The 22,130-nt window shown below is 60.9% G+C and carries 24 protein-coding genes and 1 riboswitch; of the genes, 14 read left to right on the top strand and 10 right to left on the bottom strand.

The window, feature by feature from the left end; translation table 11 throughout:
• Positions 1-7: 7 nt before the first annotated feature.
• The gene (locus A4A58_RS07205; protein ID WP_068730794.1) at positions 8-511 is read right to left on the bottom strand and encodes a hypothetical protein; all 504 of its coding nucleotides are present in this window, start codon (positions 509-511) and stop codon (positions 8-10) included.
• A 254-nt stretch (positions 512-765) separates the two neighbouring features.
• Between A4A58_RS07205 and surE the strand changes: the two genes are divergently transcribed.
• Positions 766-1,533, top strand: coding sequence for a 5'/3'-nucleotidase SurE (gene surE / locus A4A58_RS07200; RefSeq protein ID WP_068730793.1), 768 nt, complete (start codon positions 766-768; stop codon positions 1,531-1,533).
• A gap of 25 nt (positions 1,534-1,558) precedes the next feature.
• On the opposite strand, the gene A4A58_RS07195 is transcribed toward surE, so the two are convergent.
• Complete coding sequence (locus tag A4A58_RS07195; protein WP_068730792.1) at positions 1,559-1,936, bottom strand: response regulator; 378 nt, start codon at positions 1,934-1,936, stop codon at positions 1,559-1,561.
• 292 nt (positions 1,937-2,228) lie between these two features.
• Here A4A58_RS07195 and A4A58_RS07190 point away from each other — a divergent pair, with 292 nt between their 5' ends.
• The 3 genes from A4A58_RS07190 to metE all read left to right on the top strand — a co-directional run bounded on the left by A4A58_RS07190 (position 2,229) and on the right by metE (position 7,266).
• Entirely contained in the window at positions 2,229-2,879 is a 651-nt protein-coding gene (locus A4A58_RS07190; RefSeq protein ID WP_068730791.1) for a protein-L-isoaspartate(D-aspartate) O-methyltransferase, read from the top strand.
• Positions 2,880-2,986: 107 nt separating this feature from the next.
• Positions 2,987-4,393, top strand: a complete 1,407-nt coding sequence (locus A4A58_RS07185) for a M23 family metallopeptidase (protein ID WP_068730790.1) — start codon at positions 2,987-2,989, stop codon at positions 4,391-4,393.
• 169 nt (positions 4,394-4,562) lie between these two features.
• A riboswitch (cobalamin riboswitch) is annotated at positions 4,563-4,774 on the top strand.
• 104 nt (positions 4,775-4,878) lie between these two features.
• Positions 4,879-7,266 (top strand): 5-methyltetrahydropteroyltriglutamate--homocysteine S-methyltransferase, encoded by a 2,388-nt coding sequence (gene metE / locus A4A58_RS07180; RefSeq protein WP_068730789.1) that lies wholly within the window; start codon positions 4,879-4,881, stop codon positions 7,264-7,266.
• Positions 7,267-7,329: 63 nt separating this feature from the next.
• Here the strand turns inward: metE and A4A58_RS07175 are convergent, their stop codons facing one another.
• Positions 7,330-8,313, bottom strand: a complete 984-nt coding sequence (locus tag A4A58_RS07175) for an ATP-binding protein (protein ID WP_068730949.1) — start codon at positions 8,311-8,313, stop codon at positions 7,330-7,332.
• A gap of 191 nt (positions 8,314-8,504) precedes the next feature.
• On the opposite strand from A4A58_RS07175, the gene yajC reads away from it, so the two are divergent.
• The 5 genes from yajC to A4A58_RS07150 are packed head-to-tail and all read left to right on the top strand — an operon-like array spanning position 8,505 to position 12,779.
• Positions 8,505-8,876: a preprotein translocase subunit YajC gene (gene yajC / locus A4A58_RS07170; RefSeq protein WP_068730788.1), complete on the top strand. Its 372-nt coding sequence runs from the start codon at positions 8,505-8,507 to the stop codon at positions 8,874-8,876.
• Positions 8,877-8,920: 44 nt separating this feature from the next.
• On the top strand, positions 8,921-10,519 hold the full coding sequence (gene secD, locus A4A58_RS07165; RefSeq protein WP_068730787.1) for a protein translocase subunit SecD: 1,599 nt from the start codon (positions 8,921-8,923) through the stop codon (positions 10,517-10,519).
• Positions 10,520-10,535: 16 nt separating this feature from the next.
• The gene (gene secF, locus A4A58_RS07160) at positions 10,536-11,552 is read left to right on the top strand and encodes a protein translocase subunit SecF (protein WP_081421767.1); all 1,017 of its coding nucleotides are present in this window, start codon (positions 10,536-10,538) and stop codon (positions 11,550-11,552) included.
• Position 11,553: 1 nt separating this feature from the next.
• On the top strand, positions 11,554-11,937 hold the full coding sequence (locus A4A58_RS07155) for an Mth938-like domain-containing protein (protein WP_068730785.1): 384 nt from the start codon (positions 11,554-11,556) through the stop codon (positions 11,935-11,937).
• On the top strand, positions 11,934-12,779 hold the full coding sequence (locus tag A4A58_RS07150; RefSeq protein ID WP_068730784.1) for a phytoene/squalene synthase family protein: 846 nt from the start codon (positions 11,934-11,936) through the stop codon (positions 12,777-12,779). Before A4A58_RS07155 ends, A4A58_RS07150 begins: the two co-directional genes overlap by 4 nt.
• Here the strand turns inward: A4A58_RS07150 and A4A58_RS07145 are convergent.
• From A4A58_RS07145 to A4A58_RS29595, 3 genes are all read right to left on the bottom strand, one after another.
• Positions 12,771-13,874 carry a serine/threonine protein kinase gene (locus tag A4A58_RS07145; protein ID WP_068730783.1) on the bottom strand — a complete coding sequence of 368 codons (1,104 nt, stop codon included), beginning with the start codon at positions 13,872-13,874 and terminating at the stop codon, positions 12,771-12,773. The two genes, A4A58_RS07150 and A4A58_RS07145, sit on opposite strands and share 9 nt — an antisense overlap.
• Positions 13,875-13,904: 30 nt before the next feature.
• Positions 13,905-15,353 (bottom strand): methylenetetrahydrofolate--tRNA-(uracil(54)-C(5))-methyltransferase (FADH(2)-oxidizing) TrmFO, encoded by a 1,449-nt coding sequence (gene trmFO, locus A4A58_RS07140; RefSeq protein ID WP_068730782.1) that lies wholly within the window; start codon positions 15,351-15,353, stop codon positions 13,905-13,907.
• A 199-nt stretch (positions 15,354-15,552) separates the two neighbouring features.
• Positions 15,553-15,705, bottom strand: a complete 153-nt coding sequence (locus tag A4A58_RS29595) for a DUF1127 domain-containing protein (RefSeq protein ID WP_081421766.1) — start codon at positions 15,703-15,705, stop codon at positions 15,553-15,555.
• 796 nt (positions 15,706-16,501) lie between these two features.
• Here A4A58_RS29595 and A4A58_RS07135 point away from each other — a divergent pair.
• Positions 16,502-16,795 carry a hypothetical protein gene (locus A4A58_RS07135; protein WP_244499691.1) on the top strand — a complete coding sequence of 98 codons (294 nt, stop codon included), beginning with the start codon at positions 16,502-16,504 and terminating at the stop codon, positions 16,793-16,795.
• A gap of 59 nt (positions 16,796-16,854) precedes the next feature.
• Here the strand turns inward: A4A58_RS07135 and A4A58_RS07130 are convergent, their stop codons facing one another.
• Positions 16,855-17,667, bottom strand: a complete 813-nt coding sequence (locus tag A4A58_RS07130) for a lytic murein transglycosylase (protein ID WP_068730781.1) — start codon at positions 17,665-17,667, stop codon at positions 16,855-16,857.
• Positions 17,668-18,197: 530 nt separating this feature from the next.
• Between A4A58_RS07130 and A4A58_RS07125 the strand changes: the two genes are divergently transcribed.
• Positions 18,198-18,572 carry a DUF3597 domain-containing protein gene (locus A4A58_RS07125; RefSeq protein WP_068730780.1) on the top strand — a complete coding sequence of 125 codons (375 nt, stop codon included), beginning with the start codon at positions 18,198-18,200 and terminating at the stop codon, positions 18,570-18,572.
• A gap of 117 nt (positions 18,573-18,689) precedes the next feature.
• Positions 18,690-19,481 (top strand): fumarylacetoacetate hydrolase family protein, encoded by a 792-nt coding sequence (locus A4A58_RS07120; protein WP_068730779.1) that lies wholly within the window; start codon positions 18,690-18,692, stop codon positions 19,479-19,481.
• 176 nt (positions 19,482-19,657) lie between these two features.
• Here the strand turns inward: A4A58_RS07120 and A4A58_RS07115 are convergent, their stop codons facing one another.
• Both A4A58_RS07115 and A4A58_RS07110 read right to left on the bottom strand, forming a co-directional pair.
• Entirely contained in the window at positions 19,658-19,930 is a 273-nt protein-coding gene (locus A4A58_RS07115) for a GNAT family N-acetyltransferase (RefSeq protein WP_068730778.1), read from the bottom strand.
• Positions 19,927-20,211 (bottom strand): GNAT family N-acetyltransferase, encoded by a 285-nt coding sequence (locus A4A58_RS07110; RefSeq protein ID WP_068730777.1) that lies wholly within the window; start codon positions 20,209-20,211, stop codon positions 19,927-19,929. Before A4A58_RS07110 ends, A4A58_RS07115 begins: the two co-directional genes overlap by 4 nt.
• 285 nt (positions 20,212-20,496) lie before the next feature.
• Between A4A58_RS07110 and A4A58_RS07105 the strand changes: the two genes are divergently transcribed.
• Positions 20,497-20,901: an SPW repeat protein gene (locus A4A58_RS07105; protein ID WP_068730947.1), complete on the top strand. Its 405-nt coding sequence runs from the start codon at positions 20,497-20,499 to the stop codon at positions 20,899-20,901.
• An 85-nt stretch (positions 20,902-20,986) separates the two neighbouring features.
• Here the strand turns inward: A4A58_RS07105 and A4A58_RS07100 are convergent, their stop codons facing one another.
• Positions 20,987-21,622, bottom strand: coding sequence for an HAD-IA family hydrolase (locus A4A58_RS07100; RefSeq protein WP_068730776.1), 636 nt, complete (start codon positions 21,620-21,622; stop codon positions 20,987-20,989).
• Between the two features lie 221 nt (positions 21,623-21,843).
• On the opposite strand from A4A58_RS07100, the gene A4A58_RS31065 reads away from it, so the two are divergent.
• Positions 21,844-21,984: a hypothetical protein gene (locus A4A58_RS31065; RefSeq protein WP_165826921.1), complete on the top strand. Its 141-nt coding sequence runs from the start codon at positions 21,844-21,846 to the stop codon at positions 21,982-21,984.
• The last annotated feature ends 146 nt before the right edge of the window (positions 21,985-22,130 follow it).

Genomic DNA, 22,130 nt, shown 5'->3' with positions numbered 1-22,130 from the left:
CAACCGCTCACGCGCGGCTGGCTGTCACCAGCGCGCATTTGGCTTTCTCGGCTTTTATGTTGACAAAGCCCATATGCGTCATCGGAAACGCTTTGCGGCTTTTCGTGCTGACGGTCTCCGCGATGACGCGGCGCCGCTCCGTCACGTAACGCCCATCCCTGCTGCGGAAGGCGCAGGCGATTTCGAGGTCCTTGACCGGATAGTCATTGGCGTTGCGGACGGTGAAGGTCATCAGCGCCCTGGAGCCGAGACCACCGCGGCGAAACGATTGGCGGGAGAGGCTGAGACGGTTGAGCTCTGCGGCGTCGGGGACGCTGACGAGTTGTGAGGGAGTGGGTTTGGCAAAGTCCTCCTCACTCAGCTCGTCAGGCATTGTTGCCATCACCGCCGTATTGAGGGTGAGATCGGGCTTGGTCTCGGCCAATCTGGGAAGCAGCAGCCACCCCGTCAGGGCGACAACCGCGATCGCCGGCAATCCGATGATCAACACCCGTTCGAGCTGTTTCGCCATCTCCGTCGCCCTGTGGGGGCGCTGCGACCAAGGCCATCCGGGTCGAGCGCGCATGCTTCAGACGCAATTGGCACTCACCTACCTAGATAAGAAATCGCGGCGACGCCGAAATGTTCCGGCCCGCGGGAAAATCACCATTTTGGCCGCCGCGCTGCGCACAAGCAGCGCCCAAAATGGGGGTGGCAAAAGCGGGCACATGCTGGCAAAAACCGGTGCTGGCCAGCGGCCCTCCCGATCGAAAAGGCACCTCACGAATGCGCATTCTCTGCACCAATGACGACGGCATTCACGCCCCCGGCCTGAAGATCATCGAGCAGATCGCCAAGGAATTGTCCGACGACGTCTGGGTGGTGGCGCCCGAGCTCGATCAGTCCGGTGTGTCGCATTCATTGTCGCTGAACGATCCGTTGCGGCTGCGCGAAGTCGGCCCCCGACATTATGCCGTGCGCGGCACGCCGACCGACTGCGTCATTATGGGCGCGCGTCATATCCTGAAAGACAAGCAGCCCGATCTCGTATTGTCCGGCGTCAACAAGGGCCGTAACGTCGCCGAGGACGTGGTCTATTCCGGTACCATCGCCGGCGCCCTTGAAGGCACCATTCTCGGTTTCCCGTCGGTGGCGCTGAGTCAGGAATTCTCGATGGAAACGCGTCACAATCCGCAATGGGAGACCGCGCTGAAATTCGGACCTGACGTGCTGCGTAAGGTCATCAAGGCGGGCGTGCCGAAGAACACGGTCATCAACGTCAACTTCCCGGCCTGCGCGGCCGACGAGGTGAAAGGTGTCGTTGTCACCCGGCAGGGCAAGCGCAATCAGGGCTTTCTGCGCGTCGATGAGCGGCGCGATGGCCGCAACAATCCGTATTTCTGGATCGGTTTCGAGCGCATCGTCGCCGCGGAAGCCCCGCTGGAGGGCACCGATCTCGCAGCCCTTGCTGCGCGCTATGTCTCGGTTACGCCGCTGCGTCTCGATCGCACGGACGATATATTCTCCGAAGCGCTGACCAAGGCGCTTGGCTGAGATTTCGAGATAGGCGAGGGCTCGCCTAGACGGCGACGCCTTTGAGCGTCGTGGACAGCACCTGCGCCAGCGTTTCCATCTGGAACGGCTTCTGCAGCGTCGGGCGGTCACGAAATTCTTCCGGCAGGCCTTGCGCGCCGTAGCCAGTCGCGAAGATGAACGGGCGGTTGCGCGATGCGATCACTTCCGCGACCGGCGAAATCACCTTGCCGTTGACGTTAACGTCTAGGATCGCGATGTCGAACTTGGCAGTATCTGCCAGCCTGATCGCTTCGTTGATTTCACCGGCTTCGGCGGCCACGCTGTAGCCGAGTTCCTCAAGCATATCGGCGACCATCATGCGGATCATGACCTCGTCTTCGACCAGGAAGACGGAGCCGCCCGGCGGGTTCGTTGCAGTCATGGCCGGTTTCCTTGCCCCAATCTTCTGAACAAAATCGCAAATTCCCGGGTTGAACGCAATCTCGACGCATTGCCATTTTCGTGACCCAAAGACGCAGGTCGCGTGTCCGGTACCAGATAGAGCAAGATCAGGATATCAGCGCCCCGCCCATAACAGGCTGGTATGTTGCTGGTTCCGCGCGCGGAACAATAAAAGTTGTCGTTAGGCTATCGCGGTTCCGATCGCAGAAATACATCAATCTATCTTTGCTAGATCGAGAGTGTTTCTAACCTGTGCTGCGTGAGGCATTTCCATGATTACCGTCGGACAGCCGCCCGAACAGATGACGTTTCAGCTTGGTCTGCGGCGCCGTGGGATCAGCGATCGGCTGGTGCTGCGCGCAATGGAGGATATTCCACGTGATCGCTTCGTCGAGCCGAACGATCGCGCCCACGCCTGGCGGGATACGGCCTTGGCCATTGCCTGCGGTCAGACCATCAGCCAGCCCTTCGTGGTGGCCTATATGACCGAACAGCTGCAATTGAATACTGGTCACCGTGTGCTCGAGGTCGGCACGGGATCGGGCTACCAGGCCGCGATCCTGTCAAAGCTCGTCCGCGACGTGCTCAGCATTGAGCGCTATCGCACGCTGGCCGACGCCGCCCGGACCCGTTTGGAAGCACTCGGCCTCCACAATATCGAGGTCATGCTCGGCGATGGCCTCAATCCGGCTGCCAATTTGGGATCGTTCGACCGGATCGTCGTGACCGCCGCTGTGGAGGAGGTGCCCGCGGCGCTGACCGACCGGCTTGAGGAGGGGGGTATTCTGCTTGCGCCGGTTGGGCCTCACAATGGCGTCCAGACCCTGGTCCGGATCCGCAAAACCGGGGATCGGTTGGAGCGGAAGGACCTCGTGGACGTGCGTTTTGTGCCGGCACTTCCGGGCATCGCGCGCGAACTCTGAAAAAAGTTCGTGAACGGCTGTCACGTGTTGGTCGCAAGGTTAAAGGCTTGGTAACGGAGACGGTGTTTACTCAATTCAGTTGTTTGTTGCGTATGAGTGAGTAACCAATGTCCAGCGTTGTCGAGTTGCTTTACTCGCGCCGCGCTCCGCAGGTCGCGGTGCTGGCGCTGATGTCTATCGGTTTTGCCGGCTGCAGCGCCGACATGCAGACACGGCTATCTCAGAATCCAAATTTTGACTCGGGACAGTCCCGTGGCTTTGGCTGGCAAGGCGAAACCACCGGCTCGGTGCCGCAGCGAGCACCGCGCGCGCCGGTCGAACGCCATGAACTGCCGCAGTATCAACGCCCGGCCTATAATCCGCAGCCGCAGTATCAATCCCAGGCTTTGCCGCCGCCGATCTCGGCGCCGCAATCCTATCCGACAGCTCGTCCGGTTGCGTCGGCTGCACCCGTCAGCGGGGGCGGCAACGGTATGTATACGCCGCCGCCCGCACGTGCGCCGATCGAAACCACCGGCTCCACGGCGCCGCGCTCGGTTGCAGCGACCAACGGCCTTGCCCGTGATGGCGGCACCTCGATCATCGTCGGCACCAGCGATACGCTCGATGGTCTGGCAAAGCGCTACAACGTCTCGTCGGCCGCGATCCTGCAGGCCAATGGCTACAAGGGTCCCCGCGCGCTGTCGCCCGGCCAATCGCTGATCATTCCGCGCCAGGGCGGCGCCGCGCCGGCTTCGGTCGTCGCTGCTGCTCCGAGCAAACCTGCTGTCCGCGCATCGACCACGCATTTCGTCAATCGCGGCGATACGCTGATGAGCATCTCGCGCCGGACCAACGTGCCGGTCGCCGAACTCGCGCGCGCCAATGGTCTGGCGCCGACTGCCCAGTTGAAACTCGGCTCCAAGATCACGGTACCCGGTGCGCGTACGGCCAATGCAGCTCCTGTAGCCGCGCCGCTCGCTGTGCCCGTCGCAGCCGTGACGGCTGCTCCGGCTGGCGCAGTCACGTCCGCTGCCGTGGCCCGTGTTGCTTCTGCCGAACCCGCACAGAAGGCCCGTCTAGCAAGTGCCACGACGACGCCTGAAGAAATCGCGCCGGAATCGCCGACTAAAGCCGCTGACGCAACCGGCGCTTTGCCGACGTTCCGTTGGCCGGTGCGCGGCCGCGTGGTCACAGGCTACGGCGCCAAGACCAATGGCAAGTCGAATGACGGCATCAATGTCGCCGTGCCGGAAGGCACGCCGATCAAGGCTGCCGAAGACGGCGTCGTTGCTTATTCCGGCAACGAGCTGAAGGGCTACGGCAATCTGGTTCTGGTTCGTCACTCCAACGGCTACGTCACCGCATATGCCCATGCGAGCGAGCTGATGGTGAAGCGCGGCGAGACCATCAAGCGCGGTCAGGTGATCGGCAAGTCCGGCCAGTCCGGCGAAGTCACTTCGCCGCAGCTTCACTTCGAGATCCGCAAGGGATCGTCGCCGGTCGATCCGCTGCAGTTCCTCAACGGCGCGTAAGCGCAATCCACGAAGTGTAGTCGCATTCACGCAAGCCCGGCCTCGTGCCGGGCTTGATGCGTTTGATCTCGGGGCTGCGGCCCACTCCAGCTCCGGAATCTTCAACGCGCCGCTGCGTGTGGGCAGAGTTAGCCCGCGCGCACTCTGTTGACTGCCGCGCGATGTTGCCCATATGTGAGCATGTCGTGGTTCTTCGGGAAGGTTTGCCCGAAGCTAAGAGGGAAGCCGGTGAGGCGTTAAGCCAAGGCCGGAGCTGCCCCCGCAACTGTAAGCGGTGAGCCGCTGTCCATTAAAGTCACTGAGACCTGCAAAGGTTTTGGGAAGGCCGGACAGCAGCATTGACCCGCGAGCCAGGAGACCTGCCTCGACAACATAAACGTCCTCGGGCGGGGTGTCCCGGTGGTGCGGTTGCGATTCCGCGACTGCCGTCGTGGAATCCAGACGTGTCACTTTGGCCTTTTGCCCCCAATCATTGGGGTTAAGCCATGTCTACTGTGTCAAAGTCTACTTCTTCCAAGTCTTCTGCCAAATCTACGTCCTCGCTTCCTGTTGCTACATTGGGAACGCCACGGATCGGTCCGCGGCGTGAGCTCAAGATGGCGCTGGAAAGCTATTGGTCCGGTGCAATCGACGAGAATGCGCTGATCGATGTCGGCGTCGGGCTGCGTGCCGCAAACTGGGCACGTCAGAAGTCGCTCGGGATCACGGTCATGCCGTCGAATGACTTCTCTTTCTACGATCAGGTGCTCGATACCAGCGTCATGGTCGGCGCCATTCCCAAAGTCTCTGGCTGGAAGGGCGGAGACGTTTCCTTCGCGACCTATTTTGCCATGGCGCGTGGATCACAAGGCTATGCGCATGACGAGGCCTGCACGCACGGCTCTCATGCGGGTGGCACGTCGCAAGGCGTACCAGCACAGGAGATGACCAAGTGGTTTGATACCAACTACCACTTCATGGTGCCTGAACTGGCGCAGGATCAGACGTTCAGTCTCGCATCGCGCAAGCCGATCAAGGAATACGAGGAGGCGAGATCGCTGGGCTATCAGACGCGGCCTGTGCTGGTCGGGCCTGTGACCTACCTGAAGCTGGCCAAGAGCGCGGATACTTCATTCGATCCGGTGACGCTGCTCGATCGATTACTGCCCGTTTATGTTGAGGTACTCGGCGAACTGGCCGACAGAGGCGCCGAGTGGGTGCAACTGGATGAGCCGTGTCTGGTGCTCGATCTCGACGCAGCGGCCCGGCAGGCGCTGCAGCGGACTTACGCCGCCTTTGCAGAAGCGGTCCCGCAGCTCAGGATCATGCTGAATACGTATTTTGGCGAGCTGGGCGATAACCTCGATCTGGCCGTGTCGCTTCCCGTCGCCGGGCTTCATCTCGATCTGGTCCGTGGACCGGAGCAGTTCGACGAAGTCGCTGCAAAGGCGCGGAAGGACCTCGTCCTCTCGCTCGGCGTGATCGACGGCCGTAATATCTGGAGGTCCGATCTGTCCAGTTTGCTGGATGGGTTGGAGCCGATGGTCGATCTGCTGGGGCCGGATCGCGTGGAACTCGCGCCATCCTGTTCGCTATTGCATGTGCCGATTGATCTGGGCCTCGAGACCGATCTCGATCCGGACGTCAGAAGCTGGCTGGCATTCTCGATCCAGAAGATGGAAGAGCTGGCCGCGCTCGGAGCGGCACTGGCTGGCAGTCGCGCGAATGTTGCTGCAACGCTCGCGGCGTCGGATGCCGCGGCAGCCGCGCGACTGGCATCGTCGAAGATCCACGACCTTGCTGTCGCGAAGCGCGTGGCCTCTGTTGATGCGACCATGCGTCGTCGCGGCAGTGACTTTGCCACACGTGCGGGCGAACAGCATCGACGCTTCAAGCTGCCGGCATTCCCGACAACGACCATCGGCTCGTTTCCGCAGACCGCGGAAGTGAGAAACGCACGCGGGGCCCATGTCAGGGGTACACTCAGCGATGCCGCCTACAAGACGTTCCTACAGAATCAGACGGCGAGGGCGGTTCGCTGGCAGGAGAATATCGGTCTCGACGTGCTGGTGCATGGCGAGTTCGAGCGCAACGACATGGTGCAGTATTTCGGCGAGCAACTTTCCGGCTTCGCCTTCACCAAGCATGGCTGGGTCCAGTCCTATGGCTCCCGCTATGTACGGCCTCCTGTCTTGTTTGGAGATGTGTCCCGGCCGCATCCCATGACCGTCGAGTGGTGGCAATATTCGCAGTCGCTCACCGAGCGGCCAATGAAGGCAATGCTGACAGGGCCTGTCACGATCCTGAACTGGTCATTCGTGCGTGACGACATTCCCCGTGAAGTCGCCTGTCGCCAGATCGCGCTCGCGATACGCGATGAGGTGGCTGACCTGGAAAAGGCTGGGGCCGGCATAATCCAGATCGACGAAGCGGCACTTCGCGAAGGGCTTCCGCTGCGCAAATCGGAATGGAAGTCCTATCTCGATTGGGCCGTGGAGAGCTTCCGCATCTGTTCGTCGGGCGTGCGTGACGACACGCAGATCCATACGCACATGTGTTACTCGGAGTTCAACGACATCATCGACGCGATCGGTGCCATGGACGCCGATGTGATCTCCATCGAAACGTCACGATCGAAGATGGAGCTGCTCGATGCGTTCAGGACCTACAAGTATCCGAACGAGATAGGTCCTGGGGTCTATGACATCCACTCGCCGCGGGTACCTGAAACGCGCGACATGGTCGATTTGCTCAAGCTTGCACGGCAGCGGCTGGCGGACTCCCAGCTCTGGATCAATCCCGATTGCGGGCTCAAGACCCGCAAATGGGAGGAGGTGCGGCCTGCGCTCGTGAATATGGTCGCGGCGGCACGGGAGTTGCGAAACCTCGCCTAAAGGAAGTCGGGCGCCGCCCCGTTATCATGACGGGGCGGCATTCGCCGGTCACTTTGCCGCCGGTTACTTCGTCGCTAGCTTCACGCCCAGGCGTCCCGCGAGTTCCTGCACGAATTGCCAGGCGACACGGCCTGACCGCGAGCCGCGGGTGGTGGACCATTCCAGCGCGTCGCGTTCCAATTCGGCGGCGTCGGTCTTGATGCCGTAATGGCTGCAGTAGCCGCGCACCATGTCGAGATATTCGTCCTGGCTGCACTTGTGGAAGCCGAGCCACAGGCCGAAACGATCCGACAACGACACCTTCTCTTCGACGGCTTCGCCGGGATTGATCGCCGTGGAGCGCTCGTTCTCGATCATTTCGCGCGCCAGAAGATGGCGGCGGTTCGAGGTCGCATAGAGGATCACGTTGTCCGGCCGGCCTTCGATGCCGCCTTCCAATACCGCTTTCAGCGATTTGTAGGACGCATCGTTGCCGTCGAAAGAAAGATCATCGCAGAACACGATGAAATAGAAATCCGAGGCGCGGATCTGCTCCATCAGCGCCGGCAGGCTCTCGATGTCCTCGCGATGGATCTCGACCAGCTTGAGGCGGCCGGCGACGGACTTGCTGGCATTGACCGAGGCATGCGCGGCCTTGACCAGTGATGACTTGCCCATGCCGCGCGCGCCCCAGAGCAGCGCGTTGTTGGCCGGCAGGCCGTTGGCAAAGCGCCGGGTGTTCTCGATCAGGGTGTCGACCTGCTGATTGATGCCCTGCAACAGCTCGATATCGACCCTCGAAACCTTGGGTACCGGGGCGAGACGACCGTCGGGATGCCAGATGAAGGCTTCGGCGCTGGCCAGAGAATCGGCATTGGAGCGCTTCGGGGCCGCGGCAGCCATGCCGGCGGCAATGGCTTCGAGGGCGAGTGCGATACGCTCGTCGATCCGGGGGGTGGCGGCTGGTCGCGGACGTTTTGCCGCGGTCGTGCGGACGGTCTTGGATGAGCGGGTCGCAGGGGCCTTTTTGGCGGGGCGACGGCTTGTTTTATTGGGCTTTTTTGACATTTTTGACTTTCCTCGGCGCGCACCCATATCGAGCCCGGAACACATCCGCAAGCAGTACAAATCGCAGACAAATCAGAGGGGTTACCGCCGTTGCAATTGGGACGCCGGCCGCTATAGTCCGCGCGAATTTGCCCAACCGGCCGAACGCCAACGCGTCGCCGGTTATTCCCCAGCGTTCACGAGGACTTCCGATGTTCATTACCCCTGCGTTTGCCCAGGCTGCAGCTGGCGGCGACACCAACAGCATGCTCATGTCGCTGCTGCCGTTCGCGCTGATCTTCGTGATCATGTATTTCCTGATCCTGCGTCCGCAGCAGAAGAAGGTGAAGGACCACGCCGAAATGGTGAAGAACGTCCGCCGCGGTGACACCATCGTCACCTCGGGCGGTCTCGTCGGCAAGGTCACCAAAGTGGTCGATGACGAGCAGGTCGAGTTCGAGCTCGCCGAAGGCGTTCGTGTGCGCCAGCTCCGTACGATGATCTCGGGTGTGCGCACCAAGGGTGAGCCCGCCAAGGAGAAGGCGGACAAGTCCGAGGCCAAGGACGACTCGACCGCGAGCTGACGCGTTTACGCGTCGCCATTTCAAGAATCTGACGGGTCATCTCGATGTTGTATTTCACGCGGTGGAAGGCGCTGGCGGTCATTCTGACGGCGCTCGTGGTCTGCCTGTGCGCGGTTCCTAATTTCTTTCCCGAAGCCACCGTGAAAACCTGGCCGAAATGGGCGCAGCGCCATCTGGTGCTGGGTCTCGACTTGCAGGGTGGCTCGCACATCCTGCTCGAAGTGGACGCGAATTCGGTCAAGAAGGACAAACTTGATCAGGTGCGCGACGATGTTCGCCGTACACTGCGTGATGCCAAGATCGTCTATACGGGTCTCGGCGTTCGCGGCGACAATGTCGAAGTCCGTATCACCAAGGACACCGAGTATCAGACCGCGCTCACCAAGCTGCGCGAACTGTCACAGCCGCTCGGAGGCCTGATGGGACAGAGCGGCCAGCGCAGTCTGGAAGTCTCGGACGCAGGCAACGGCCTGATCCGTCTCTCGGTGCCGCCGGCCGCGATCAATGACCGCATTCGCCAGTCGGTCGAGCAGTCGATCCAGATCGTCGAGCGCCGCGTCAACGAACTCGGCACCGTCGAGCCGCTGATCCAGCGTCAGGGTCTCGACCGCATCCTCGTTCAGGTGCCGGGTCTGCAAGATCCGACCCGTCTCAAGGAACTGCTTGGCAAGACGGCGAAGCTCGACTTCCGCATGGTGGATACCTCGATCCCGGCCGAACAGGCGCAGGGCAGGGTGCCGCCCGACTCCGAACTTCTGATGAGCTCGCAGTCGCCGAAGACGCCCTATCTCGTGAAAAAGGAAGTGCTGGTCTCCGGCGCTGACCTGACCGACGCTCAGCCAGGCTTCGATCAGCGCACCAATGAGCCGATCGTCTCGTTCCGCTTCAACACCTCTGGCGCACGCAAGTTTTCCGACGCCACGGTGAAGAATGTCAATCTGCCCTTCGCCATCGTGCTCGACAACGAAGTCGTGTCGGCCCCGGTCATTCGTGAACCGATCACCGGCGGCTCCGGCCAGATCTCCGGCAGCTTTACCGTGCAGGGTGCTAACGATCTGGCGATCCTGCTGCGCGCCGGCGCGCTGCCTGCGCCGCTCTCGATCATCGAAGAGCGCACCGTCGGTCCGGGCCTCGGCGCCGACTCCATCGCCAAGGGCGAACTCGCCGCCTATGTCGGTTCAATCCTCGTCATCGTCTTCATGCTGCTGACCTACCGCCTGTTCGGCCTGTTCGCCAATATCGCGGTGACGATCAACGTCCTCATGATCTTCGGCATCCTTTCGCTGCTCAACGCTACGCTGACGCTGCCCGGCATCGCCGGCATCGTGCTGACGGTCGGCATCGCTGTGGACTCCAACGTGCTGATCTATGAGCGCATCCGCGAGGAACTGCGCGCCGGTCGCACCGCCATCTCGGCGATCGACGCGGGCTTCAAGCGCGCGCTGGCAACCATTCTGGATTCCAACATCACGACCTTCATCGCCGCTGCGGTGCTGTTTTACATCGGCACCGGACCGGTCCGCGGCTTCGCCGTGACCTTTGGCATTGGCATTATCACGACGGTTTTCACGGCCTTCACCGTGACCCGTCTGATCGTCGCCGGCTGGGTCAGGTGGAAGCGGCCGACCAGCGTGCCGATTTGAGTTTACGGAGCAGACTTTGACAACGACACAAATGGTTCTGGCCGGTCTGGGTGCACTGATCGTCATTCTGTCGATCGTGGCGATCTTCGATCTGTTGCCGTCGCTCCGCATCGTCCCCGACGATACGAAGTTCGATTTCACGCGCTTCCGCCGCATCTCGTTTCCGATCTCGGCGCTGCTGTCGATCCTTGCCATCGTGCTGTTCTTCACGCATGGGCTGAATTTTGGCATCGACTTCAAGGGCGGCACGCTACTCGAAGTGCAGGCCAAGTCTGGCACGGCCGATATCAGCGCGATGCGCTCGACGCTCGCCGCCCTGCAACTCGGCGACGTGCAGCTGCAGCAGTTCGGCGGTGCGGCCGACGTGCTGATCCGTCTGGCCGAACAGCCGGGTGGCGATGCCGCGCAGCAGGCTGCCGTTCAGAAGGTTCGCGCGGCGCTCGGTGACAGCGTCGAATACCGCCGCGTTGAAGTGGTGGGTCCGCGCGTGTCCGGTGAATTGCTGGCTTACGGCATGCTCGGCCTGATCGTCGCGATCATGGGCATCCTGATTTATCTCTGGTTCCGCTTCGAATGGCAGTTCGCCCTCGGTGCCATGATCGCCAACGTCCACGATATCGTCCTGACCATCGGCTTCATGTCGATCACGCAGGTCGATTTCGATCTCACCAGTATTGCGGCGCTGCTGACCATTCTCGGTTATTCGCTGAATGACACCGTGGTCATCTACGATCGTATTCGCGAGATTCTGCGTCGCTACAAGAAAATGCCGATGCCGGAGCTGCTGAACGAGTCGATCAATTCGACGCTGTCGCGTTCGATCATCACCCACGTCACCGTGACGCTGGCGCTGCTGGCGCTCTACGCGTTTGGCGGCCAGGCGATCCACTCCTTCACGGCGGTCATGATCTTCGGCGTCGTGCTGGTCGGCACCTACACCTCGATCTTTATCGCGGCGCCGCTGCTGATCTATCTCGGCGTCGGTGAACACCGCGAAGACGCCGACAAGCCAGCGGCGAAGTCGAAGCCCTGAGATGCCGGTCGATCCCGAAGCGCCGCACCTTCCGCGCTCGGCCGCCATCGAAGCCTACGGCAAGGGCGGCTTCCACTTCGACACCATGTCGCATCAGGGCTCGCTGCTCTGCCTGCCTGATGCGGTCTGGGCGTGGTCGGTGACCAAGGCCAGTGACATCGACCGCCATTCTCTGCGGCGCGTGTTCGAAGGCGCCGCGGGCATCGACACGCTGATCATCGGTACCGGCAATGACGTCTGGATCGTGCCGAACGATCTCCGCAATGCCTTGCGCAATCTGCATGTGGTGATCGATGCGATGCAAACCGGTCCGGCGATCCGCACTTATAACGTGATGATGGGCGAGCGCCGCCGCGTTGCCGCCGCGCTGATCGCGGTGCCATGAGTGGTGCGAATCAGAGCTCCGCGGCTTTCTGCGCGGAGTTGGTGCGCAGCCACGACTTCGACCGCTACGCGGCGACCTTGTTCGTACCCGCTGACAAGCGTCGCGCGCTGCTGGCGCTCTATGCGTTCAATACGGAAATCTCGCGCGTCCGCGAGCTGGTGAAACAGCCGTTGCCTGGCGAGATTCGGCTGCAATGGTGGACCGACATGCTGGTCGGCGTGGGCCATGGCGAGGTTGATCAGAACCCGGTTGCTGCCGAATTACTGCTGGCGATCCGCACGCATGACCTTCCCGTCGACCGGCTGTCCAAGCTGATCGATGTGCACATGTTCGATCTCTACAACGATCCGATGCCGGATCTCGCGCTGCTGGAGAGCCACTTTCGCGACACGCTCGGAACCTTGCTGTTCGCGTCGGCAAAGATCTTAGGCGATGGCTCGGAGGCCAGCGCGCATATTGCCGAGCATGCCGGGCTGGCTCAGGGCGTTGCGCGGATCATTGCGCGTCTGCCCTATGACACGATGCGGCGGCAATTGTTCATTCCGCAGGACATGCTGCTGCAGAACGGCAGCAGCGCCGATCAGATGTTTGCCGGCAAGATGACGCCGGGCATCCGCGCAACGCTGGATCGGCTGATATCAGGTGCACAGGAGCAGCTCGCGACAGCGCAGGGAATGCTCGCCGATGTGTCACAGGCTGCGCGTGCTGCATTCCTGCCGATGGCGCTGGTGAAGCACGATCTGGCGCAGATGGCGCGGCCGGATCACGATCCGTTCGAACTTCACATCAGATCGCGGTTGCGGACCCTCTGGACGCTGTGGCGCGCTTCGCGATCAGTGTGACGTCAGTTTCTGGTCTGTCGTCTCGAAATTGAACCGATCCCGAAGGTTCTTTCGCGACTCCAGAATGCCCTTCAGGAACGCGCGGTCGGCGTCGCTGGTCATCAACGGCTCCAGCAGATCGACCTGGTTCATTGCGACGAGCTGCAGCACCTCGGTGCGAATGTGGCCGGAGGCGTCGCGGGGCAGGGCTGCGACGACCTGCAGATGCTCAGGCGGCTTTGCTGCCTTTGCGGCAGCCAATTCACCCTGCAGCTTCGTTTCCAGCGCGACGTCATCGGCTTCCACGAATGCATAGAGGCCGACGCCGGTGCGCCGGTCGGCAAAGGCGACGATCGACGCGTCGCGCACCGCCGGGTTCTGCTTGATGATCTCGAGCAGAGGGGGCGCGTCGTTGACCAGACGCTTGCCGCCGCCCTCGCGGTCGGTGAAGTTGAAGATGCCGCGTGTGATGGCGCGATAGACCTTCTTGCCGGTCATCAGCCAGATCCGTGCCGGCAGCGACTTCTTTGACAGGATCGCCTTTTCCTTCGGCGTCAGCAGTTCTGGCGCGTAAGTGCGCTTGTGCTTCAGGAGGTGACGCAGATCTTCGTAGGCGGCGATGCGAAACAGCTGGCTGCGAGACTTGAAACAGACCGCGAGCTGGAAGTCGGTGACGTAGGCGAGGCCATCGCTGCCGCGCAGCCAGTTCTGCTCCTTGGCGAGATCGTTATGGCACACGCCCATGCGATGCAGCTTGCGTAGCGCCAGCTTCGCGGATTTGAAATAGCGCGCATCGTGATGCGGCTTGGCGAGATGCAGTGCGACACCGTCGATGAAGCCACGCACCAGCGCGCGGTCGCCGGCCCAGAGCAATTCAGGCCCGACGCGCAGATCACGCGCCAGCGTTAGTGCGCGGCGTTCCCGCGTGAACAGATGCAGCGCCAGCAGATATGACCACCACGGCACCTGGTCGAGCCGGCGCAGCACCGCATCGACTTCGCCTGATGACATGCGATAGCGGCCGCGCTCGACAGTCGAGAACACGTCGCGTTTCAGCAACACACCTTCGGTCCAGGTCTTGGACAGCGCAGCGGCGTCCTGTGGCGGCAAACTCATTGAACAATCCTGAAATTCAAATCGCCAGCGTCATGCCGCGGCTGCGACGGGCAGGCTGGCGGCGATCCAGCTATCCATGTCAGCCAGCGCCCGCGCGCTCATCGCCTGCTTCTTGGCAACGGTCTTCTCATTGCCGCGCAGCCGCGATCCGTCGGGCTTTTTGGTCGGCGCTTGGGCCAGCGGCGGGAACAGGCCGAAATTGATGTTCATCGGCTGGAACGAGCGCGGGCCTGCGTCGACAGTTTCGATGTGGCCACCGGTGATGTGGCTGAGTAACGAGCCCAGCGCCGTCGTCACGGGCGGCGGCGCCAGCGACTGGCTCTTGGCATCTGCCGCTGCATAGAGCCCGGCGATCAGGCCGACGCTGGCGGACTCCACATAACCTTCGCAGCCGGTCATCTGGCCTGCAAAGCGCAGGCGTGGCTGCGCCTTCAGGCGGAGTTGTTCATCCAGAAGCTTAGGCGAGTTCAGGAAGGTGTTGCGATGCAGGCCGCCAAGCCGTGCGAATTCCGCGTTCTGCAGGCCGGGGATCATGCGCAGCGCTTGCTGCTGCGGGCCGTATTTCAGCTTCGTCTGGAAACCGACGATATTGTAGAGCGTGCCGAGCTTGTTGTCTTGGCGCAGCTGCACGATGGCGTAGGGCTTCACGAGGGGATCGCGCGGATTGGTCAGTCCGACAGGCTTCATCGGGCCGTGACGCAGCGTTTCGCGGCCGCGCTCGGCCATCACTTCGATGGGCAGACAGCCGTCGAAATAGGGCGTGTTGGTTTCCCACTCCTTGAAGTCGGTCTTTTCGCCAGCCAGCAGCGCATCGATGAAGTCGTCATACTGCTCGCGGGTCATCGGGCAGTTGATGTAGTCGGCGCCGGTGCCGCCGGGCCCGACCTTGTCGTAACGTGACTGGAACCAGGCGATCTCCATGTTGATCGATTCTTTATGGACGATCGGCGCGATGGCATCGAAGAAGGCGAGCGCATTCTCGTCGGTCAGCCCACGGATGCCATCCGCGAGCGCCGCCGAGGTCAGAGGCCCCGTGGCGACGATGACATTGCGCCAGTCGGCGGGCGGCAGACCAGCGACTTCAGCGCGGTCGATAGTGATGAGCGGGTGGTCGTTGAGCGCCTTGGTCACGGCATCGGAGAAGCCGTCGCGGTCCACTGCCAGCGCCCCACCGGCGGGCACCTGGTTGGCATCGGCGCAGCGCATGATCAGTGAGCCCAGCTTGCGCATTTCGGCGTGCAGCAGGCCGACAGCGTTGTTAAGCGCGTCGTCAGAACGGAAGGAATTGGAGCAGACCAGTTCGGCGAGGCCATCGGTGCGATGGGCGTCGGTCATCTGGTGCGGCCGCATCTCGTGCAAGATCACGGGAATGCCGGCATTGGCGACCTGCCAGGCGGCTTCCGAGCCGGCAAGGCCCGCGCCGATCACATGGACGGCATTATCCGCCAAGGATGCGTATGAGTTTGGGGCTGTTGTCATGGCCCCGCATGTAGCGCGTTTCGGCGCGAAGTGGAATTCGCTTCGCGGAAATTCGGCCGGTTAGCCAAAGCTTTGAAAACGCTTTGGTTCGAACACGTCTGGCTCTGAAGATGGTGGCTTCAGGGAACCACGATCGCGCCCGCGCGAGGCGGGCGCAATCCGTGAAACGTCAGGCTGGACGTATGACCGTCCCGACGGATCAACCGTTGTAGGCGCCAGAAGCAACGCGCGGAATGTCCGAACGGTCGAGACCGATGTCGGAAAGCTCGCGATCGCTGAGCTGGGAGAGTTCGGCAACGTTGCGCTGATAGTCGCGGAACGCCTGGATCATGCGGATGAATGAAAGCAGCATCTTAGTTCTCCTTCGTTAGGCGATTCATCTCTTGCGAGGTGCTTCGCTGTTGAAGTGAATATAGATGACGATATCGCAGTGCAGCAGTGGAGATGTTGCGATGCAGCTACTCAAGGATCGCATAGCTCGCGCAAGGAATGATTAACCTCTTGGCGCTGGGAGGTGATTTTACAGGCATAGTGCGTATTAGGGCACCTCCCGTCACCAATTCATGCGTTAATTAGTCAGTTAAATCATGCGTTTGGAGCGGTTCCAATAGCTGAATGCGTTGGCCGGTGAAGTGGCATTGGATCAAGCCGTTCTTTCCGAAATAGAGCGTTGGATCCAACGGTTCTTCGTTAGGCTATTGCCATCATCGCTATGCGCGAATCGCATACGCAGAATAGATGTGAATTTATAATCATCCTTACGTGGGGCTGATCAGAAGCTTATTCCACGTTACAGCTGCGTGAGGATATTTATATCTGCAACCCGGAATTTCCAGACGGTAGCGATCGTGTGCTCGCGTTGCGTCGTGTTCGGCGAGACGGATGCGCGTTCAGTGATCGAGTTGAATTGTGGGATCGATTGCTGGCCTGCGATCGGATCGTGCTTCGATGCATAACGAAGAGCCGAAACCGCGACATGCGCGATCCCGCGGGAATTACATTTGTGTAAGTTTGTTGCTCGTGATGTCTGAAGCGACGAAAAACTGAGTGTTGTTGGTGGCGATCACAACCGCCTCACGTTCAATTCACTGCGCCTGTTATTCCCTGGATCGCAGCCGGACGTATCAATCCTCCTACAGAATCCGGCAATGACGCTGGCTCTGTTGCGAAGGGAAAGTAACATGATCACAAGATTACTGGGAACGGCCGCAATGGCTGTTGTTGCATTTGCTATGGTTCCGGCTTCGGCGGCTCGGATGGAAGGCTGCAGCGGCAAGAACCTGGAGAAGATCGAGACCGCGATCGAAGCGATGGCGGACGGCGATGCGAAGTGGGTTGCGTTCAAGGAGATGACCGACGCGCAGACCGCGTTACTGGATGGCAAGATGGGTGCATGTGCTGTCCATCTCACCAAGGCGATGCATATCGACACGGTGAAGTAAGATCACGGGAGGGGCCGCTTGCTGAGGAGCGGACGGCCCTTCCATCATCCCTTGCGAGCTTACGGTTCTTTGGCGAGCTGACTGGCGAAAGTGGCGATGGTCTTCGAATAGACCTCGCTCTTGTTCCACTGCTGAATGACCGCGAAGTTCGCAGTCCCCGGCGCAAAATCCTGATCGCGCTTCCAGCCATAGCTGGCGAGGTAGTTTGCTGTTGAGGCCAGCACGTCGGGCGCGCTGCGCAACAGGTCGCGATGGCCATTGCCGTCGAAGTCGACAGCGAATTTCAGGTAGGACGATGGCATGAATTGCGTCTGGCCGATTTCGCCGGCCCAGGCGCCATGCATCTCGGCAGGCGCGAGGTCGCCGCGGTCGACAATGCGCAGGGCATCGAGCAATTCACCGCGAAACATCTCGGCGCGGCGACAATCATATGCGAGCGACGCGATGGCGCGGATGGTAGGGAATTTGCCGACGTTCACGCCATAGTCGGTCTCCAGTCCCCAGATCGCCACCAGCACCGGACCGGGCACGCCATATTGCTGTTCGATGCGTCCGAGCACCGAGCCGTAACGCTTCAGCATGTCGCTGCCGCGACGCAGCCTTGGCGGCACCATGCGTCCGGAGAATTCCTCGAAGCTTTGTTTGAAGACCTGCTGGCCGCGGTCGCGCGACAGTACGCTGTTGTCGAGGGTGACGCCGGTCAGTGCCGCATCGACGGTCTTCTCCGAAATGCCCTTACCGACGGCTTCCGTCTTGAAGGCGGCGAGCCAACCATCGAAACTGCCGGTGCCGCAGGAGGGCGCAGCAAGGGCCGGCGCTAGCGGCGAGATCAGGACTGTACCAAGCAGGAACGTACAAAGCAGGGCGCGCATGGTCTCAAGGCTCTCATTCGATGATGAAATCGTGTGTCGCGAACGATAGTGCGCGATGAGCCTTCCGGTGAACCACGGCCAAAACAAGGCTTGCGCAGTGATATCAGAACAGCATGACGGCCTCTCGCGCAATTCTGCGAGAGGCCATCATTGGGCGAGATCAGACTATCGGGTCCACGTTACTCGTCGTTGCGCCATTGAAGATGATGAGCTGCCAGCCTTGGCGTGGTCAGCACCTAGCGCCGTGGCTCACGCCTCGGTGAAAATGTCGTCCGACATTCACAGCGCTGCAATGCAGCGGCCGGGCTTTCGCCTCAATTCGGGCGGACCTTGCTACCGATGTCAAACGATCTGCCGAGGACTTTGCCAGCTGGCTTGGGCAGTTGCTTGGAACGACTCTTCCCCGCAGTCTATCGCGTCGCATTGGCAAGCGAACGGTGGGCGGATACAAGTACGAACCGGCTGGTGCTGCCGGAACCAAACACGGCACGACTTCTTCAATCTGTCACGAAAGCTATTGGGAGCGACATATGAGCATTTTCGGAAAGATCATGGGCGCGATTTTTGGCACCAGCGCCAGTGCAGCATCCCCTGATGCCGCGCCGGCCGCCGGCGGTTCGGCTCCCGCAGGCGCCGCGCCGATGGACAGTGTTGACGTTGCTGCGATCCTCGACAAGGCCGTGGCGGCCAAGGGCGAGAAGCTGGAATGGAAGACCTCGATCGTCGACCTGATGAAGGCGCTCGACATCGACTCCAGCCTGACGGCCCGCAAGGATCTCGCCAAGGAGCTCGGTTACACCGGTGACACCAGCGATTCCGCCAGCATGAACATCTGGCTGCACAAGCAGATGATGACCAAGCTCGCTGCCAATGGCGGCAAGCTGCCGGCCGACATCAAGCACTAAACTTCCCATTTGGGACGGAGTTGAAGGCCCGCGCTCGCGCGGGCCTTTTTGCTGTGGTATACCAGCACGCATAAATACAAGGCCATAAACAAGACAAAACATACGAGGAGAAACGCCATGGACCCCATCAACCGCAGAACGATTCTGACCACCGGTGCCGTTGCCCTGGCTGGCAGCGCATTGGCGGGCGAGGTCGCGCAGGCGCAGGCCGGTCCCAAGGGCATATTCTCGGTCGCGACGGTGACGATCCCCATCGTCGGCGAGACCGACGTGTTTCCGGTACGCCGCATCTATTGCATCGGTCGCAACTACGCGGCGCATTCCCGCGAGATGGGATCGGACCCGACGCGCGAGCCGCCGTTCTTCTTCCAGAAGCCAACCGACGCGATCCAGAACGTCAAGATCGGCGAGGTCGCCGATCACCCGTATCCGTCGCTCACCAAGAACTATCATTACGAGGTTGAACTCGTCGCCGCGCTGAAATCCGGCGGCACCAATATCCCCGTCGATAGAGCGCTTGACCACGTCTATGGCTATGCTGTCGGACTCGACATGACACGCCGCGATCTGCAGCGCGCCATGGGCGATGAGAAGAAGCCATGGGAGATCGGCAAGAGTTTCGACCACGCCGCAGTCATCGGCCCGATCCATCCGGTCGCCAAGACCGGCCATATGACCAAGGGGCCGATCTCGCTCGCAGTCAATGGCACGGTGAAACAGACCTCCGATCTCGACAAGATGATCTGGAGCGTCGCCGAGCAGATATCGAAACTCTCGGACGCCTTCGAGCTGAAGGCCGGCGACATCATCTATTCCGGCACACCGGAGAATGTCGGCCCGGTCGTGAAGGGCGACGTGCTGCTCTGCAAAATCCAGGGCCTGCCGGACATGTCGATCAAGGTCGTTTGAGGTTTATCACCTAATCTCGTCATTCCCCGCCACTCCAATTGGAGTGGCTGAGGATGTGCGTAAGGCGGCGCAGCCGGCTGAAGCACAGACCCGGAATCCCGATGTAAAGAAAACTCAAAACATTTCAAGATTCCGGGTTCGCGCGAAGACGCGCGCCCCGAATGACAGCCTCCGGCTCAGCCGACCAGATCCGCATATTCCTCATGCCGTCGCAGATAATCCACCACGAAAGAACAACCCGCGACAACCTTCAGCCCATCCGCACGGATCAACGCCAGCGCTCCCTTCACCAGCTCTGAGGCAATGCCGCGGCCGCGCAGGGCAGGCGGTGTTTCGGTGTGCGTGATGATGACGCGATCGCCGGCACGGCGATAATTCGCAAAGGCGACGGTTTCGCCGACATCCAGCTCGAAGCGGTTGAGCGCCTTGTTGTCGAGAACGCCGCTCATGCCGCGTCTTTCAGCAAATCCTGATAATCCGCATGCTTCGCGATATATGCCGCGATGAAGGGGCACTGCGCCACGACCTTCAATCCCTGTGCACGGACGACATCGAGCGCGCCGCGGGCAAGCTGTGAGCCGATACCTCTGCCGCCCAATTCCTGCGGCACGACAGTGTGGACGAAAGTGATGGTATCGGACGTCCGGGTATATTCGGTGAAAGCAATATGGCCGTCGACCGCAAGTTCGAAACGGTGAAGCGAAGTATTGTTGTTAACGGCGCTGCTCATTCTCATTCCATCCACAGGTGTCCGGGAGAAGGTAGCAGTCATTTCCAAACGGGTGCAATGCAGCCGCCGCATGCTTCATCTGACCGGCGAAATCCGTGTTGCAGCGCAGGACTTTCTGTCGATCCGCGCGCTATGAAAAATGGCTTTGGCGTGGCCTTGCAAAGGCAAAGCGGGTTCCTACGTCAATTATAGACATACGCCCCGAAGCGGCCGGATCGGTCGTTTGACAGTTGGAGTGTCATGCCAACGGCCGCTGACGTATGCCTCTTGTTGGAGGAGGTCACGATGTCAGACTCTCGGTTTCTCGGTACGCATCGCACGTGGGAAGACTGGTTTGGCATGGCGCTTGGCGTCCTGATTGCGCTGTCGCCCTGGTTTCCTACGCAGAACGGTCATCAATATGCCGGGGGGACCCCCAGCGCCATAATCATTAACACGGTGGCGGTTGGCGTCCTGGTATTTGGCGTTGCCCAGCTTCAGTATGTCGCGCTGCAACGCTGGGAGGAGGTGGCCGCGATCGTTCTCGGCCTGTGGCTGATCGCCTCGCCACTTTTCCTTGGTTATTCCGGCGACGGCATGCTCAGATTCATCCATACCTGCCTCGGCGGTCTCGTGGTGCTGGTGGCAGCACTGCAGCTGTGGCAAGACTGGGATTTGAGCGACGGGGAAATGGCCCAGCACGGGCAGTGACAACAAGCGATCAGGCCTGCCGGTCTTGTCGTGAGGCCGGCGGGCCTCGTTTGTCTGTCGCCGGCCGTTAGCGCCTTGGCACAGGTTAGCGTCCTGGCACCGCCAGCGCCGCGATCACCTCGTCGATCCGGGAAAACAGATAATTCGGCGCGCGCGCTTCCAGCGCTGCTCCGCTGGTATAGCCCCACGTCACCGCGCCGAAATCGATCCCGGCCTCGCGCGCAGCGTCGATATCGCGGATCTCGTCACCGATGCTGATCGTGTCATCGACAGAGATGCCGGTGAGCTCAAGGATGCGTTGGAATTTCGCCGTCTTGCCGAACAGGCCGGCGCCGCAGGCGAAATAGGCGACGTGCTGGTCGAGATCGCCGAGCACGTGACGCACATTGTCCTCGCTGTCCGAGCTGACGATCGCAATCGTCATGTCACGCGCCTTTAATTCACAGAACATGCGGTCGACGCCTGGGAACAGCGAAATGCGGTCGATCTGCTTCGCCTTCATCTTGCGCATGTCGCGCGCAATCAACGGGATCCGCCATTTAGCGACACCGAGCAGCCGGATGAGTTCGCCGGCGCCGACGCTCCGCAACTCGTCGATGCGGTCGCGTTCGACGCGCTGAAACTTGTGCTTGTCGGCGACGGAATTGATGACGCTGAGGAACCACGAAAAGCTGTCGGACAGGGTCCCGTCGAAGTCGAAGATGGCGAGCTTATAGGGCATGGCTAACGGGCGGGAAGGTGGCCGGGGTCTCGGCTGGATGTTTGGCAGTGGCGGTCACGGGCTGGGTCTCGTCTGAGTCGTGGCCGATATGCGACCTTTCGCAAGGATGACCCCATCGGACCCGGTTTTCAACCCGCATCCGCGCGGCGAAACGATGCACGAGCGGCAGGCAAGCGTGCTAGACGGGTCACAACAGTTTCACATCATCCGCAGGAGCCAACATGGCAGACGATAGACCCAACCAGAAAGGCCCCAACACCAAGAAGAAGCAGAAGTGCAAGAATTGCGAAGGCAAGGGCCTGCTGAAGAAGGGCGAGAAGGTGGTGAAGTGCCAGCGATGTCACGGGACGGGGCTGAGGTAACTAGCTGAACTTTTTGCAAGAGATCGAAGGCTCGTAGTCCGCAAAGTGAAATGCAAGGTTTACGTCACTTGTGTATTGCGTCGTTTTTCCTAGCCATGCTCGCCGATGCCGCGTTTGTCAGCTGCAAAATAGACTACTGCGTAGGT

Origin of the sequence: Tardiphaga robiniae (assembly GCF_001618955.1) — a bacterium.
In the GTDB taxonomy this organism is placed as follows: domain Bacteria; phylum Pseudomonadota; class Alphaproteobacteria; order Rhizobiales; family Xanthobacteraceae; genus Tardiphaga; species Tardiphaga robiniae_A.
This window is presented reverse-complemented; position numbering and strand designations above follow the sequence as displayed.